General features: G+C 57.3%; 12 protein-coding genes and 4 pseudogenes. 7 read left to right on the top strand and 9 right to left on the bottom strand.

Annotated elements, in window-relative coordinates; all coding sequences use genetic code 11:
- The first annotated feature begins 98 nt into the window (after positions 1 to 98).
- Entirely contained in the window at positions 99 to 818 is a 720-nt protein-coding gene (locus CPZ00_RS15205; protein WP_157744150.1) for a hypothetical protein, read from the top strand.
- Here CPZ00_RS15205 and CPZ00_RS01360 read toward each other — a convergent pair.
- The 4 genes and pseudogenes from CPZ00_RS01360 to CPZ00_RS01345 all read right to left on the bottom strand — a co-directional run.
- A protein-coding gene (locus CPZ00_RS01360; protein ID WP_096389022.1) for an IS630 family transposase occupies positions 754 to 1,754 on the bottom strand; the annotation gives its coding sequence in 2 pieces (ribosomal slippage) (positions 754 to 1,262 and positions 1,262 to 1,754; 1,002 coding nt in all). The two genes, CPZ00_RS15205 and CPZ00_RS01360, sit on opposite strands and share 65 nt — an antisense overlap.
- Before the next feature lie 466 nt (positions 1,755 to 2,220).
- Positions 2,221 to 2,453 (bottom strand): annotated as a pseudogene (locus CPZ00_RS01355) (hypothetical protein); the annotation flags it as partial.
- Positions 2,446 to 3,078, bottom strand: a pseudogene (locus CPZ00_RS01350) (IS6 family transposase). The pseudogenes CPZ00_RS01355 and CPZ00_RS01350, both read right to left, overlap by 8 nt.
- Positions 3,079 to 3,124: 46 nt before the next feature.
- Positions 3,125 to 3,296: pseudogene (locus CPZ00_RS01345) on the bottom strand (IS5/IS1182 family transposase); the annotation flags it as partial.
- Positions 3,297 to 3,662: 366 nt separating this feature from the next.
- Here CPZ00_RS01345 and CPZ00_RS01340 point away from each other — a divergent pair.
- The gene (locus tag CPZ00_RS01340; protein ID WP_172861735.1) at positions 3,663 to 4,772 is read left to right on the top strand and encodes a glycosyltransferase family 4 protein; all 1,110 of its coding nucleotides are present in this window, start codon (positions 3,663 to 3,665) and stop codon (positions 4,770 to 4,772) included.
- A 6-nt stretch (positions 4,773 to 4,778) separates the two neighbouring features.
- Here the strand turns inward: CPZ00_RS01340 and CPZ00_RS15700 are convergent, their stop codons facing one another.
- Complete coding sequence (locus CPZ00_RS15700; RefSeq protein WP_199243376.1) at positions 4,779 to 5,345, bottom strand: alkaline phosphatase family protein; 567 nt, start codon at positions 5,343 to 5,345, stop codon at positions 4,779 to 4,781.
- Between the two features lie 443 nt (positions 5,346 to 5,788).
- Here CPZ00_RS15700 and CPZ00_RS01330 point away from each other — a divergent pair, with 443 nt between their 5' ends.
- Entirely contained in the window at positions 5,789 to 6,700 is a 912-nt protein-coding gene (locus CPZ00_RS01330) for a glycosyltransferase family 2 protein (RefSeq protein WP_157744149.1), read from the top strand.
- Positions 6,701 to 6,729: 29 nt separating this feature from the next.
- Here CPZ00_RS01330 and CPZ00_RS01325 read toward each other — a convergent pair whose 3' ends face one another.
- Together CPZ00_RS01325 and CPZ00_RS01320 are read right to left on the bottom strand one after the other, a co-directional pair.
- Positions 6,730 to 7,542 (bottom strand): glycosyltransferase, encoded by an 813-nt coding sequence (locus CPZ00_RS01325; RefSeq protein ID WP_157744148.1) that lies wholly within the window; start codon positions 7,540 to 7,542, stop codon positions 6,730 to 6,732.
- Between the two features lie 784 nt (positions 7,543 to 8,326).
- On the bottom strand, positions 8,327 to 9,247 hold the full coding sequence (locus CPZ00_RS01320) for an NAD-dependent epimerase/dehydratase family protein (protein WP_096389018.1): 921 nt from the start codon (positions 9,245 to 9,247) through the stop codon (positions 8,327 to 8,329).
- 1,109 nt (positions 9,248 to 10,356) lie between these two features.
- Here CPZ00_RS01320 and CPZ00_RS01315 point away from each other — a divergent pair.
- Together CPZ00_RS01315 and CPZ00_RS01310 are read left to right on the top strand one after the other, a co-directional pair.
- The gene (locus tag CPZ00_RS01315; protein WP_096389017.1) at positions 10,357 to 10,632 is read left to right on the top strand and encodes a hypothetical protein; all 276 of its coding nucleotides are present in this window, start codon (positions 10,357 to 10,359) and stop codon (positions 10,630 to 10,632) included.
- Positions 10,629 to 11,063 (top strand): type II toxin-antitoxin system VapC family toxin, encoded by a 435-nt coding sequence (locus CPZ00_RS01310; protein ID WP_096389016.1) that lies wholly within the window; start codon positions 10,629 to 10,631, stop codon positions 11,061 to 11,063. Before CPZ00_RS01315 ends, CPZ00_RS01310 begins: the two co-directional genes overlap by 4 nt.
- A gap of 233 nt (positions 11,064 to 11,296) precedes the next feature.
- Here the strand turns inward: CPZ00_RS01310 and CPZ00_RS01305 are convergent.
- A pseudogene (locus CPZ00_RS01305) lies at positions 11,297 to 11,824 on the bottom strand (sugar transferase); the annotation flags it as partial.
- A gap of 29 nt (positions 11,825 to 11,853) precedes the next feature.
- A complete protein-coding gene (locus CPZ00_RS01300; protein WP_096389015.1) occupies positions 11,854 to 13,212 on the bottom strand; it encodes an alkaline phosphatase family protein in 1,359 nt (452 codons plus the stop codon).
- Positions 13,213 to 13,393: 181 nt separating this feature from the next.
- Between CPZ00_RS01300 and CPZ00_RS01295 the strand changes: the two genes are divergently transcribed.
- Together CPZ00_RS01295 and glmU are read left to right on the top strand one after the other, a co-directional pair.
- Entirely contained in the window at positions 13,394 to 14,365 is a 972-nt protein-coding gene (locus CPZ00_RS01295) for a phosphoadenosine phosphosulfate reductase family protein (protein ID WP_096389014.1), read from the top strand.
- Between the two features lie 76 nt (positions 14,366 to 14,441).
- On the top strand, positions 14,442 to 15,740 hold the full coding sequence (glmU, locus tag CPZ00_RS01290) for a bifunctional sugar-1-phosphate nucleotidylyltransferase/acetyltransferase (protein ID WP_096389013.1): 1,299 nt from the start codon (positions 14,442 to 14,444) through the stop codon (positions 15,738 to 15,740).
- Positions 15,741 to 15,845: the final 105 nt, after the last annotated feature.

The raw sequence follows: 15,845 nt of genomic DNA, 5'->3' as shown, positions 1-15,845 counted from the left end.
ATCTATTGAGTTAGTCCAGACTACTAGGTCGTTACCACGACCTGTATCATAAAAGCGTAAAATAAGATATTTTTTGTCCTACCGCCTAACTAGCCACTATGGTCATACCAGAACGATATTCAATTAAAAAATTAGTGAAAGGATTGAAAGACCCGTCAATATTTGCCAGAGAAGTCAATTATATATCTGATAATTTTCGCAACTATTATTTCAAGAAACGTTATCGGAATGCGCTTATCGAACAATTTGGTGATCCTATTGAGGTTATGGAAGAAGACTGGGACACACTTGTTATTTTAGACGCTTGCAGATATGATACATTTTCAGAATATAATCAGTTTGAGGGAGATCTTCAACAGGTCGTCTCTCAAGGGTCTCAAAGTGAGGAATGGATGAGATCCAACTTCGCAGGGAGGGAGTTTCACGATACAGTCTACGTATCATCGAATGTATATTCAAATGATATTGATGATGGGACGTTCTACAAAATAATCAAAACATATGATACATATGAGAAGAGAATGGAAGGACGTATGCCTAACCGTGTGACTGATGTTGCGCTCAAAGCACACGAGGATTATCCGAATAAAAGATTAATCGTTCATTATATGCAGCCTCACGTACCGTATATTGGCGACTTAGCTGCAAAACTTAGGAACGAGGTTCGGGAACAGCACGGTGTTAAATTTAGAACAATTAAAATGATGTATAACCAATCAACATCAGAGACTAGCACTACAATTATAGTAAACATTAGAAATAATTGCTCACGTTTGGAAGCGACAGTTGATCAAGAGCAGTATCGATCGCCGTCGTGAGTTCATCGAGCGAGTCAAAGAATCGGTTGCTCAGAGCATCCTGGAGTTGTCGCCAGCACTCTTCGACAGGATTGAGTTCCGGCGAATACGCAGGCAACGTGACGAAGGCAAGGTCGTCACGGGCCGCCAGATCCGTGACGGCCGACGCCTGGAAGTACGGCGCTCCGTCTAGCACAACGATCAAGTCTTCTTCAAATTCTTTGCATAACGCGAGAATGAAATGTTTTGCGTGCTCGGCGGTGACGTACTCGGTGAACCGTGAGAAAAAGCAGTCACCGTTTTCCGTGACTGCGCCGAGTAGACACGTCCAGTCACGTTGGCCAGAGAGTTCGACGCTCGGCCGCGTGCCGCGCGGAAACCACGCGGCACGCGGCTCAACCTGGACAGATTTTTTCGTCTGATCGATACAGACTACTGTGGCGTCCATCTCCGCTCGCTTTTTTTGATCTCGTCGTGGAACTCCTCTTGGTCGGATTCCTCAGATTCAGCGGCTGTACGTCGAGGTTTTTGATAGCTGAGTCCAGCTTCTTTCAGCAACCGCCGACAACTCGGAGAAGAGTACTCGACGCCGTAGGTTTCTTCGAGAAATTCCTGAACGAGCGCCGGCGTCCACGCCGGCGCGTCGATCCCAACTTCCTCGGGCGGTTCGTGAACAGTTCGTTCGAACTCTTTTTGCTGTGATTCTGAGAGCTTTCGTTTTCTCCCAGATCGATGAGCATCAGACACAGCTTGCTCAAGCGGTTCGTCCGTATCAAGTCGCATCAACCAGCTGTAGATCGTTCTTCGCCCGGTGTCATGCCACTCTGCAAGTTCGGTCTGCGTGACACCGTCCTTGTACGCGATCGCAGCTAACAACCGTTGAGTCGGCTTGTTTCCGTCAACATTGTTGAGGGCGTCTTGGAGTTCTTCGACGGAGATCTCGTCGAGATGATCCATTGAGTATAGTAACAATCTTTGAGCGGAAAGTTCTAACGATTACTATAGTACATTGCTCAAAGCAGCCCAACAAAATCTCATAAGCAATTCAAAAGTAAAAACAGCTTATGAGGAGAATTTATGTATTTGCCTTGATTCGGTTGAGCGGTTGCTTGATCAAGTTGACGGAAAATCAGTAGTAAGCGCGGATCATGGAGAATTGTTTGGTGAAAATAGCATATGTCCTTTTTTTAGGACATATTTCCATCCGGCAGGCTGTTGGCTCCCGAAGGTGAGAATAGTACCGTGGCTCATCCTCCCCTATCAGACCCGTCGGACCATCACGTCCGATCGCCCTATTGAAACAGAAGACGTTGACGATAAGGTGATTGAAGCACAACTACGCGATCTCGGATACCTCTGACTAGCAGTCATTAACGCATTCGCTCTTGTCTCACACATTGTTGATGGGCAGCTATCTTGTGATCCGGTCGAAGAACGTCGCGTCTATCGCGGCGTGATCAGCAGTGTCGTGCAGCTGCGTCCCAAAATCGCACAGCGATTTTGTGGGCTGCACAAAAACTCTGCGTTTGTGAACACCGAGAGGCGCAGCAGCACTCGCCAGACCTTCATCTCGAACCTATCAAACGCCTTTACCAACGTCGAGTGATCAGAGAGATCGCCCTCTTCCAAGCCGATCCGTGGTGTTAACTTAAGCATAATTCCACCAGACGGCGTGGGCTTGTAACCACGTTTCCGCGGTCGGTGGGTCGACGTGGCTGAAACAGTTTGAAAACGAAGATGTTCTTCGTTATATTTCACGAAAGACACGTTCAACTGCATTTCTGAAGCCGTGGATCTCGACGCGGAAGCTGAGATTTTCACGTCGAAGTGCTCCTTTGAGATCGTCGGCGTCATCGACGAGAAACAGCGCGTCTTCAACGTCGTGTTTCTCGGCTAATTCGATCAGAAACTTTCGACCGATCGGAATCGTATACGTTGGAAACAGCCGAGAATGGAGGATTCTGTTAGTTTCGGGATCGACGGCAGCGTACAGCCAGTACTGTTCGGAATTGATCCGGATCGCCTTCTGATCAACAGCAACGCGATCCGAGTTTTCACCGCCAGCTGGCTGTAGATCAGCCTTTTGAACCCAGTTATGGACCGCTGTTCTACTCCGATCGACACCCAACTCCTCAAGAAGAACAACTGTATTCGAAAGTGAGAGTCCTGCAAGATGGTGGTGAATACCCTTTTCAATGATCTCGCGGGGTGTCCGCTCTCGCTCCACAAAACCCAAGTCGATCCACTCGGTAGACTTTCTGAGGCGGTCGGTTTCGGCCATAGGAATCTGAAACTCTGACCGCCTCATCCTTAACTTAACACGACGAGCCGATCTCGGCCAATACATATGGCATCTCGCTCAGGAGACCAAGCGCCCTGCGGTAGGATTTCTCTAGGTAAATCCGGAGACAGTGGAGAGAAACGACGGCGTAGTCGGCCACCAACAGCATTTTTAGCTAACGTGACCGCCTTGCTCGTGAAGCGGGAGATCTTCGACATAGGCATCGCCGATTTCCCGCTTCACTTCCTTTGATTTGGCGACCTATCCCGTCGTCTTACAGCGATTCATCAGATCCCTATATGGCCACACCGAGACCAGCGTTGAACTGTTTAAGTTGGCGATTACTGTTACGGTTGTGTCCTTTCGCTATGATGAGTCCGCTAGATCACCATCCAATTCGTACTCTCCAACCCCGCTTGGAAGTTGTAGCGGCGTTGATAACGTTGATGTCCACGTCTTTAGCCGTGATGGCATTAGCAATCATAAAGTTGAGAAATCGACGTAATCCAGCAGCCGACATTTGCAATCTGCTTCACAAGAGCGCTACATTTATTCAACTCAGTAGCGCAGACTACGCTACACAAATGGATGTCGGCATCGTCACTGCACCACTTGACTTCGGCCCCTCCGGGCCCAACGTCTACCTTGAGAACCTCTGCCACTCTCTCCTTGATCTGGAGAGTCCAGATCTAAACCTCTCACTCATACATTACGAGGAGTCAGATAGGGAGCTTTACGACCGGGCAACGGAGATCATCCTGTCACGAAAGCCGTGTGCGTTTGAGCGTGGAATTGCGGGTCTCGATCTCGATTTACTCCACTATAACTACATCCCATACAGACGACCACTCGTCTTCGGATTATCAGTGAAGACTGTTGTAACAATTCACGGAGACCTCGCATTTATGCTACCGGAGTATGCACCATGGAAATTCCGGTATATCAGTAAACCAGTACTGAAAATGTACGGACTCCTAGGTTTGCTTGACCAAATTGACTCGTACATCACGGTGTCTGAGACGCTCGCAGCAAACATCGAAGATGCGCTTTCGATCCCACCAGAAAAACTTACCACCGTCTACTCTGGCGTTGACGAGTTGTATCGGCCCGTCGCGAACCCACTGTCGGAACTCGAAGCTACGTACGGGATCACTGGCCCGTATCTTCTGAACGTTAACAATTATATGCGGAAGAAGAATAGGGACACACTTTTGCGGGCGTTCGCACAACTCAGGCGATCGCACCCGAATCTCACACTTGTGCTGGCGGGTGGCGGCTGGCACGAGTCAGAAATGGATGAAACCATTCTGACTTTGGGGATCAGGTCAGCCGTGACCGACCTTGGATTCGTTCCGGAGAAACATCTCCCGATGCTCTACAGTGGGGCAAAAGCGCTTGTGAACCCAACGCTCCATGAAACATTCGGGCTTACCAATCTAGAAGCGATGGCCTGTGGATGCCCAGTCGTCACATCTGATCGGTTCGCTGTCCCGGAAATTGTTGATGATGGCGCCGTACTCGTAGGAGATCCGCTCCGCCCGAATGCGGTGGCGAGAGCGACTGACGAACTCCTCACCGACGACGCTAAACGAATCGAACTTGCCAAACGGGCCCGAGATAGAGCGAATGAGTTTTCGTGGGAGCAAACTGCCGAGGGAGTTCTAGATGTGTACCACAAAACCCTTTCTCAGTGAATTGGATCAACTCCGATAGCCTAGTTGCTGTAGTCGGTCGCTCACATTGCTATCCACGTCGGGGGATGCGTTGCTCTCCTCCGGAACGATCTCGCGTCTGGATCCATCCTCAACTACGAGCCACGGGACTTTCACAAGTTCCTCTGTGAACGTGGTATGGGGGTGACCCCACTCCCGGATCGGGATAGGGAAAGACTGCTCACCGAACATATTTCCGTGATCAGCAGTGACTATCGTTCTTCCTTTAGTCTGCGAAAGAAACTTTTTTACGTGGGGGAGGGCACCTTTTAGGTTCTCTACGTATGCTGTCCACAGCCGATCTCTTGTAATATCCAACTCCCCATACAACTTCTTATACCAGGGGTTCGCCTCATCGGGATCTCTCTTCTGCAGATGGTCTCTTCCGAATTCGGCATCTCCATAAACGAACGGATAGTGTGGTTGCATATAATGGACCACCAGTCGTTTCTTTGGATATGTCTCAGCAGCCTCGATCGCGTATTTTGTCACAGTTTCGGGGAGTACCGTTCCTGATTTCTCATCCCAACCATCGTCCTCCCAGATGTGGACCACTGTATGTAGATCCGTATTAATTTTGTCGCGGTATCGATACAACTGTGGGTTGGCGGTCACGTATACGGTATCCTTTAGGTCACGGTCTCCGAAATTTGATTTGAGAAAATCGACGGTAGAAGAAGCCTGTGATTGGCGATATTCCAACCGTCCCTCAATATTTGAGTGTGCCTCAAATACGTCATACCGGCAAGCATCCAGAATGACACACGTGTCCCAATCTTCAGAGAACAGATCGATACCTGCTGTATTGTATTGACGAGTATACATCCGTGTATGATAGTACCGATTCAACTCTCGAAAGAACAGTGCTGGATGTCGAAGTCCTTCTTTTAACTGAGATAGTGAGTACATAATCACCCCAGACGTTTCATCATATTACTTCTAGACCCTTCGAATAGCATACCAACGAATTTATTATAGATGTACTTCCAGATTTCGGTGTGGATCAGCCAGCTGTCTCTGTGTTGGTAGCGACGAGTAATCGTCCAGAAAGACTTCGGACTTGCGTTGAAAGCATTCTCGACCAAAACCATCCAGACTTCGAGCTCCTCATTCTGGATAGCTCTGAAGAAATAGATTCTTGCGATAGAATTGCGGACCTCACAGAGAATCATCGGGTTACCTGTACACATAAGATGGATTTCCGAGGTGTCGCAGGCAGCCGGAACTGGTTGATTGAGAACGCCCGAGGTGATGTACTGGTTTTCCTCGACGATGATGCGTATTTCCCCGATAAAAGTGCACTCAGTTCGATCCTTGATGCCTTTGAGGACCGAATTGGAATACAGGCATTCCGTGTCGTAGACAATCCCGGAGAGCAAAACGAGAAGATTCGCGTTCCCCTCCCGAAGAATGCGGTGGACAGGACGAACCTCAATACTAAGTTTCCGGTTTCGTACTATATCGGGGCAGGTCACGCGATCAAACGTGACGTGATCGAGACGTGTGGTGCGTATGTTGACAAATTTATGTATGGGTCTGAGGAGTTGGATTTGTCCTACCGAGCTATCGACGAGGGATTTAATATTCTATACAACCCAGAAGTCATTGTCCACCACCGTCCACAGCAACCCGTTATTTCGACAGAGACGACTGGACATACAGAAACGTACTACCGTGTTGCAAATCGAATATTCATTGCATACAAACACCTTCCAGTAAAGTATTTACCTACCTACCTTTTTGTGTGGCTGTTATATTTTTTCACTCAATCAATTCAAAATAATAATATTCACGAATACGTACTTGGCATCCGTCGCGGCATAAAGATAGCGCGCTCAACAAACCGATCGCCGATCAATTCCCGGACAGAGCAATATCTGAAACGGAATTATGGTCGGTTATGGTACTGATTGGATTCTAGTACCCGCCCTCTACTCTCCTATTTCCGTAACAGCGTCCGGTAAATCCAGCCTCGAACGAAATTTGGCAACAGGCGTACGCCACCTCTCGTGAGGGCATTAAATACGGCCTGACGGCGCGAAATGAAGTCGAGTTCTAGCATATATCGCTGTATACGGACCTCCTCTCTGGCGTATTCCAGGCCACCACGCCGGCCGAACATCGACTTGCCGGCTCTGACCTTCGCCAGTACTTCCGGGATATTCCGTAGTTCGTAGCCGGCGACGAGCATCCTGATCCATAGCTCGTAGTCTTCCATACGATTGACTGCACGGTAGTTCCCAGCTTCGAGAACCGCATCGCGCTTGGCGAGGACAGTCGTCTGATTAATGGGCGACCGGGTTTTTGCGTACTCGCGTACTCCCTCGGGATCACAGGGAACTTTACGGAGTGCGTGTGGTTCGCTTGGATCGTCTTCGAACTCCTCAATGTATCCACCGACGAGATCAGCACCAGTCTCCCGCAGCGCAGTGAGTGACTTTTCTAGCCGTCGCGGGACAGCGAGATCGTCTGCATCGTGAAACGCAATCAGATCGCCAGACGCTCTTACAACGCCTGCCCGCCGTGCACCACCCTGTCCGATGTTATCAGACAGTTGTTCCTGGACAAACGGAACGTTAGACCTGTCCTTAAGTTGGTCGAGGGTTTCTATCAAATCATCAGAAAGGGGACCATCCTCAACGACGACGAGTTCATCTGGTTGTCGTGTTTGATCAAGCAAGCTTTTGACGGCCTGCTGTAGCTCATTAGCATCGTCGCCGGCGTAGGTGGGAACTAGAGCGGAGATCGTCATATCCGACATAAATTCTCAATATACCTTGTCGAAACCGTGTAATAAAACCAATGGAAGCGATTGATTCGGAGTGGCCCGTCGATGGACGCCGGATCAGTTCCAGATTTCGAGACGTTTTGCCGTGACGCTCTGCTGTAGCGTAGCGGAACTGGCTACTGATCACAGGATCAACGTCCCTCGCCGAAAGAACAACGGATATATGTACTGAACGCCCCCCTCGGTGAGAGACTTGCTGATTTTGCAGGACTAGGCATAATAGGATTCCAGCTGGATCTGCTTAACGCCATCGGTGAGCGGCGGCTCAATGTCACCTAGGCAGCCCCAATGTGTCCGAACTGCGACCAAGACACTCTCGAAGCACTCGACGGATCGGAACGTATCTAGTGCGGTCGATGTGATTGGCTCTATTGAATCTCCATAGGGCGTTGGAATTGGCGAATTACATACAATTTGTTGTGCTGTGTTGAATAGCGGTGTTTCTACGGCTGATCAGTATTTATTCAACTCGTGAAACACTGATGATGGTGGTTTCAAGATGGCCTCGGATTCTCCCCGACTCAGAGGCTATAATTCAACAAAGCAATTTGTTTTATACTGCACATATCAGGACGATTATACGGAACTCACGAATACTTCCGCGTGTTTTAGCTCAGGCAAGAAATCTACCGCAAACCGGAACGAGAAGCACTCAAACACACGGTCAACGCAACCCTGTGAAATCAACAATTGCTACACAAGATCTCAAATTTTTGTTAGTGACCTAGAGTAACGCTATCTAGTTGATCTAATATTGACTGTACCCCTCACACACCTTCTCAACCCCCTCCTCGAACCCGATCTCGGGCTCCCAGCCGGTTGCCTCCTCGATCCGCTCCGTCTCCGCCATCGTGTCGTGGACGTACACGTCGAGGGGATTCTCGATGTATTTCGGCTCGACGTCGGTCCCCAACGCCTCGTTGATCAGCGCGACCATCTCGTTGAACGAGTAGCTCTCGCCGGTCCCGACGTTGTAGATCCCCTGCAACCGGTGCTCGGCGGCGAGCTCGCAGGCCTGAACCACGTCGTCGACGTGGGTGAAGTCCCGCGTCTGTGACCCGTCGCCGAACAGCTCCGGGCGCTCGCCGTTCGCGATGGCGTCCGCGAACTGCGCGACCGTGTTCGCGTACTCGCCCTTGTGTTCCTCGTTGCCGCCGAACCCCTGATACACCGAGAAGAACCGCAGCCCGGCCAGCTGCATCCCGTAGTGGTTGTGGAAGTACTCGGCGTACCGCTCCCGGGCGAGTTTCGACGCTTCGTAGCCCGTCCGGGCCTCCACGGCCATCGTTTCCGGCGAGGGCTCGGTCCGGTCGCCGTAGATCGAGGACGTCGACGCGTAGACGACCGTCTCACACCCATCCTCGCGAGCCTGCTCGACCGTGTTCACGAACCCCTCGACGTTGACGCGTGCGCCCTCGGCCGGATCCTCCTCGTGCATCGTGTAGGAGGACAACGCCGCGAGGTGGTAGACGACGTCGACGTCCGCGGTCGGCAGGTCGTCATCGAGCACGCTCGTCTCGTGGAACTCGACGTCCGCCGCGAGGTTCTCCGGCGTCCCGAGATACAGATCGTCGATCGCGACGACGTCGTTCTCGCCCGCAAGGTGGTTCGCGAGGTTCGACCCGATGAATCCCGCCCCGCCGGTGACGAGGACCCGTTTCCCATTCATATCTGATGAAGCAGCATTCGCGAGTAAAGGGCTACCGGAATCGGACACTGCCCGGGGACACATCCCACCGGTTACGCGTTCCGTGTCGGATCGACCATCCCGTCACCGCAGCACTGCCAGCGTCCGCTCCCATCGATGTCGATCGGACACGGACACACCACCGCTTCACGTGAAGCCTCGTCGATCACGTGGGTTCTGATCAACGATGATCGTCTAGGGAGACACACCACTACTTCACGTGAAAAACCGCGGTTCACGGGCTGAGATGGGCGAATCGCCGCGGAGACACACCACCGCTTCACGTGAAGCTTCGAACGGAACGGGGACTAAAGGCGCGTCGTCCCGGGATCGCTCGATGGACCATCGTGTTCACTGGAAACGGTGGTTGTGGCAACCGCATCGAACCCGCACCCACGAACGGTTGCTGGAAACGACGTCAGCCTCGACGGGATATCCACTGACGTCCGACTCGGAGAGATCTCAGCCAACGGATCACGCTGAAGGCTATGTGTGGAGGGACGGTACACCCACCCCATCGCTTCCGCTGTTAGCAGTACCATATCTCGTACCCATCCGCTTCTCGACGCACCCCACTGGTTCCGCTGATGGACGAATCCGCCTCGCTAACAGCGGAAGCGGTGGGGTGGGACCGTGCGTATCGGACGAACCGTTCGGAGACGAACGGCCCACTGCCCACGGGGAACCGTCACGAGACGGTTCGTCCCCCTCCCCTCTCCGTGTTCGTGCGCCAACAGCGGAAGCGGTGGGGTGAGGGTGGTTCCCGAAGTCCTGGATCGCGTTCACGCCCGGAACGCGTGTGTCCCCTCCGATCGTTGTCGACGAAAACCCACCGCGATCGACGCCGCTTCACGTGAACCGGTGGTGTGTCTCCGCGGCGATTCGCCCATCCCAGCCCGTGAAACGCGATTCTTCACGTGAAACGGTGGTGTGTCCGCGTGCAAATGGCGAGGCTGTCGATCGACGGGGAAGACGCTAGTACGTCGATTCCGGACCGGAGCCACCTCCTCGCCTAGACCACGACGTCGGTTCCACGCGGCGGGTCTCGACTGGTGGAAGCGTTTACCACGTAACGGACGTAACTCACGGATATGACGACAGCAGTTAAAGTACACGACGACGCCAAATCCCGCCTGGAGGAGTTGCAGGCGGAGATCCGGCTGGAAACGGGCCACAACGTCACACAGCAGGAGCTGTTGACGCGGCTCATCGATGAGGCGTACGAGTCGCGTGAGGACGTGATCGACTCCTTCCGGGAGTCATCGGTTCCCCTCACCGCCGCCGAAAAGGAGGCGATGGAGCGCAACCGGTTTCACTCCGGCGTGGACACCGAGGAGCGGGACGTCGACGACGTGCTTTACGGATGACGATCTGCCTCGATACCGACGTGCTGTACGCGGACCACGACCTCGACGCATCGCGACACAGGGCAGCGACCACCGCGCTGGAGGCGGTGTTTGACGGTGCGTTCGGACAGCCGTACATCAGCGACTACATCTATGACGAGGCGGTGACGCTCACGCTGAAACGGGGCGGGTCGTTCACGCCGGCGAAACACCTCGGAGCGAAACTCCGCGGCGCGGAATCGTACCCGGACGTATACGACGTTCTGCACGTTTCACGGGCGGTCTTCGAGGACGCGGTCGACGTCTTCGAGCGGTACGACGATCGGGCGTTGAGTTTCACGGACGCGACGACGATCGCGCTCTGCCGACGGCACGATATCGACGCCGTGATGAGCTTCGACGACGATTTTGATGGCCTCGTGGACCGCGTCGCGCCACAAACCGTGGACTGAGAGGACGGTTCCCTATTACTGGCTCCACCAGCGGTGACGATCGACGAGGAGCACGTGACACGGTGGAGTGTGGGTCGTCGAAGAGGGTGATGGATCCTGAGAAGCCGCGTGCGTTGCGGGTGTCGTTGGCTACTCCCCGAGAGACGGTTCACGGACCAACTCGATGCCCTCCGCAAAGCCGCTCTCGAGTTCCCGGCCGAGGAGAACGCCCTGGAGCGTGACCCCGAGGCGATTCATCGAACCGTCGCCACGACATCCCAACCGACCTTCCAGATCTGCCGCATAATCAGCTTCATATCGTACTCGAACGACTGCTTCCGCACGTACTGCAGGTCGTACCGCAACTTCTCGCGCGGATCGGTGCTCATCACGTCGTTCACCTGTGCCAGTCCCGTCAAGCCGGGCTTCACGAACCAGCGCTGCTGCCACGACCGAGCCTGTGCCTCCAACAGCGACTCCTCCTCGGTCCAGACCGCCCGCGGCCCGACCACGCTCATATCGCCGACGAGGATCGACCAGAGCTGCGGGATCTCGTCGAGGTGCGTCCGCCGAAGGAACCGCCCGACGTCCGTGATCCGGTCGTTCTCCTCATCGTCGACGGGCTCCGCGGATTCGCCCTCGGGCACCATCGTTCGAAACTCAGACACCTCGAACGTCTCCCCGAACACGGCAGTCCGTTCTTGCTTATAAAGAATCGATCCGCCGTCATCCAGCTTAATGGCCACCACGATGGCCGCAATCACCGGCAGCAACCCCACCACCCGCGCCACCACTCGCTGCCGGTCGCCGGTCAGTCCGCGCGCAGCGACTCGCCGTCGAAGGCCGAGCGGTCGGCGTCGACGTCGAGCTGGTCGAGGATGGTCGGGGCGACGTCGAAGAGGTTCACGTCGTCGCCGACCGTCACGTCCGCGTCGGTCGTGAACAGGCTGGCGTTGCCGAACTTGTGCATCCCGTTTCGGGGGCCCGTGCTGAAGACGTCCGTGTCGCTCCCGAAGCCGGCTTTTAAATCGAACCCGTCCGCGGGGACGACCACGAGGTCGGGCGCGATCTCGGTGTGGTCGCCCGAGAAGGCGTCCTCGCCCGTCACGATCCGGTCGCAGACGGGCCGGCCGTCGGGGCCCTCCAGGGACTCGAGGTCGGCGATCAGCTCCTCGCGGACGTCCTCGTAGTCGGCCTCGGCGACGCTGCCGCGGGGCTCGCGCCCCTCGAGGTTGAGGAACAGCCGGCCGGGGATGAGCGAGTAGGCGCGCGCGTCGTCCGCGATGTCCGCGAGCCCGTCCGGATCGTCGGCGTCCGCCGCGTACGAGAGCCAGCCTTCCGCCTCGAGCCATCGGTTGATGTCCACCTCGTACTCCTCGCGGGTGAAGCCGTGGTCGGAGGCGACCACGAGCTCGGTGTCGTCGTCGAGTCGGTCGCGGATCGCGCCGATCGCGGCGTCGAGCTCGCGGTAGAACTCCAGGAACGCCGCGGCGTACTCGCCGTCGGTCGCGTAGTCGCCGAACAGGAAGTGGTTGACCCGGTCGGGCGTCATGAAGACCCCGAAGAAGAGGTCCCAGTCGTCCTCGTCGACGTAGTGTTCGAAGACCCTCCGCCGCCCCTCGAGGGTGTCGTGGGCGTTCTCGATGAAGGCGGTCTTGTCGTCGTCGTGGCCGAGCTTCGCGTCGGCGTCGATCGCGTAGTCGTACCGCTCGAGCGTCCGGCGGACCTCGTCGTCGCTCGCGGCCTTCTCGATCGACGGCGAGAGGAAGCCCGAGACCTGCCGCTGGATCCGGCTCGAGGGCGGGAACGTCACGGGCACGTTCAGGACGGTCGCGTCCAGGCCGTCCTCGGTCGCGAGGTCCCACAGCCGGGTCGCCTCGACGTGGCTCCCCATCGGAACGTAGGTGTCGTAGGAGCCCCGCTCGCGGTCCTGGAAACCGTACACCCCGGTATTCCCGGGGTTCTGGCCGGTGGTGAGGCTCGGCCAGCACGCGCTCGACTCCGGCGGGACGATGCTCTCGATCTGCCCCGACGCGCCCTCCTCGGCGATGGCGTGGAGGTTCTCGAAGACGTCCGGGTGATCGTCGATCAACTCGTAGGGGACCCCGTCGATCCCGAGGAAGACGACGCGATCGTCGGAGCCGCCGCGAAGCTTGTCGAACAGACCCATATCGGACAGGGGCGGCTCGTCGGGGTTAGCCCTTCGGATACGCCACGCGTGCTGCCGGCAGGTCGGACGCGCCGGGGCCGTCGAGCGACCGGCGACCCGCTCCCGTGTACACGACCCGGGCTGCCGGACCCCACGAAACCAGGTGGAAAGGCTGATACGTCCCCGCTGGTACCGTTCCGGTATGTCGTCGGAGTTTCCGGAGGACGTCGACGTCGAGTACGATGACGGCGAAGGGGAGTCGCCCGATGACTACCCGTCGCTGCAGCACAAGATCGAGAAGGCGATCGAGGTGACCAAGCGAGGCCTCGAGCAGTACGAGAACCCCGCCGTGATGTGGACCGGCGGCAAGGACTCCACGCTGACGCTCTATTTCATCAACGAGGTCGCCGAGGAGTACGGCTACGAGAAGCCGACGGCGGTCTTCATCGACCACTTCCAGCACTTCGACGAGATCACCGACTTCGTCGAGTACTGGGCCGACGAGTGGGACATCGACGTCGTCTACGCGCGCAACGAGGACGTCGGCGAGTACGTCGACGCGAACGGCCTCGAGCCCGGCGACGACGTCCCGATCGCGGCGCTGAACGAGCAGAACCAGCACCACGTTCGCGACATCCTCGAGTACGAGGAGGACGAGTTCCCGTTCCTGCTCGACACCTACGTCGGCAACCACCTGCTGAAGACGGTCGCGCTCAACAACGCCCTCGAGGAGCACGGCATCGACGGCGTCATCTCCGGCGTCCGCTGGGACGAACAGGAGGCCCGCGCCGACGAGACGTTCTTCTCGCCGCGCCACGACCCCGACATCTACCCGCCCCACGACCGGATCCAACCCATCCTCCAGTTCGCCGAGCGCGACGTCTGGGACGCGTTCTGGTACTACGTCGTGCCCGACTCCGTCGAGGGCTTCCCGGAGGACGGCTACGTGCCCGAGTCCGCCGCGGACCTCCCGGACGGGATCGAGCAGGACGACGTGCCCATCTCGCCGAAGTACTTCGCCGGCTTCCGGTCGCTGGGCAGCGAGGTCTCCACCGAGAAGACGACCGGCGAGCCCGCCTGGCTGCAGGACCTGGAGAACACGACCGAGCGCGCGGGCCGCGCCCAGGACAAGGAGGACCTGATGGAGCGCCTGCGCGACCTCGGCTATATGTAGGTCGTTCGCACGTATCACACACCGGTCGCGGCTCCCACCGTAGCGACTAAACCCTCCCCCGTTCTCGCAGTCGGATATGTACGGCGTCGTGCTTGCGGCCGGCCGCGGGACTCGAATGCGACCACTGACCGACCGGCGTCCAAAGCCCTTGCTCCCGGTCGGCGATCGGTCGCTGCTTGCGGGCGTGTTGGACGCCTGTCGGCCGGTCGTCGACGAGTTCGTGATCGTGACCGGCTACCGCGGGGCGGCCATCGAGGACGCGATCGGCGACAGCTACGCGGGCGCGCCCGTCAACTACGTCGAGCAGGCTGACCCGGCAGGCACCGCGCACGCGGTCCTGCAGGCGAAGGACGTCGTCGACGACGACTTCCTCGTCGTCAACGGCGACGTGGTGATCGAGGAGTCGCTCCCCCGATCCCTGGCCGAGGCGGACGGGACCGCGATCGCGGTCACCGAGGTCGAGGACCCGCGATCGTACGGCGTGGTCTCCCTGGCGGACGGCGGTGCGGCGGCCGACGCCACGACCGACGCCGCCGCGACCGACGCCGCCGCGACCGACGCCGCCGCGACCGCCGCGACCGACGGGAACGCCGGATCCGAGCACCCGACCCTCGAGACGATCGTCGAGAAGCCGGCCGACCCGCCGACGAACCTGGCGAACGTGGGCTGTTACGCCTTCGAGGCGGACGCCTTCGACGCGCTCGAGGCGACCGGCGAGAGCGAGCGCGGCGAGTTCGAGCTGACCGAGACGCTCGAGCGCCTGCTCGCGGGCGGGACCGCGATCTCGGTCGTCGAGTACGACGGCCGGTGGCTCGACGTCGGGCGCCCCTGGGAGCTGCTCGAGGCCACCGAGGCGGTTCTCGAGGACCTTGAGGGTCGCGTCGACGGCGAGGTGGCTGCCGACGCGACCCTCGAGGGGGCAGTCGTCGTCGAGGCCGGCGCCCGCGTCCGCTCGGGCGTGACGATCGAGGGGCCGGCGATCGTCCGGTCCGGCGCCGAGGTCGGCCCGAACGCCTACGTCCGCGGGTCGACCGTGATCGGACCCGACGCCCGTATCGGCCACGCGGTCGAGGTGAAGAACTCGGTGGTGATGGCCGACACCGCGATCGGCCACCTCTCGTACGTCGGCGACTCCGTGATCGACCGGCAGGTGAACTTCGGCGCCGGAACGGTCGTCGCGAACCTGCGTCACGACGACGCGACGGTTCGGATGACCGTCAAGGGCGAGCGCGTCGACACCGGCCGGCGGAAGTTCGGCGTCGTCCTCGGCGAGGGCGTCAAGACCGGGATCGACACGAACCTGAACGCCGGCGTCGTGTTCGGCGTCGAGGAGACCACCGCCCCCGGCGAGACCGTGACTCGCGATAGGCGGTAGGCCACGCTCGGCGATGATTCGCGATCGACGATGATTCGCGATCGACCGCGTTCGTGACGGACGGGACGCTCCCGGAGACGGGGGGCGTCCCGGCATACGCGGCGA

This window comes from Halopenitus persicus, assembly GCF_002355635.1.
GTDB classification, from domain to species: domain Archaea; phylum Halobacteriota; class Halobacteria; order Halobacteriales; family Haloferacaceae; genus Halopenitus; species Halopenitus persicus_A.
Note: the sequence above shows the minus strand (reverse complement) of the source record. Positions and strands in the feature narration are given on the sequence as shown.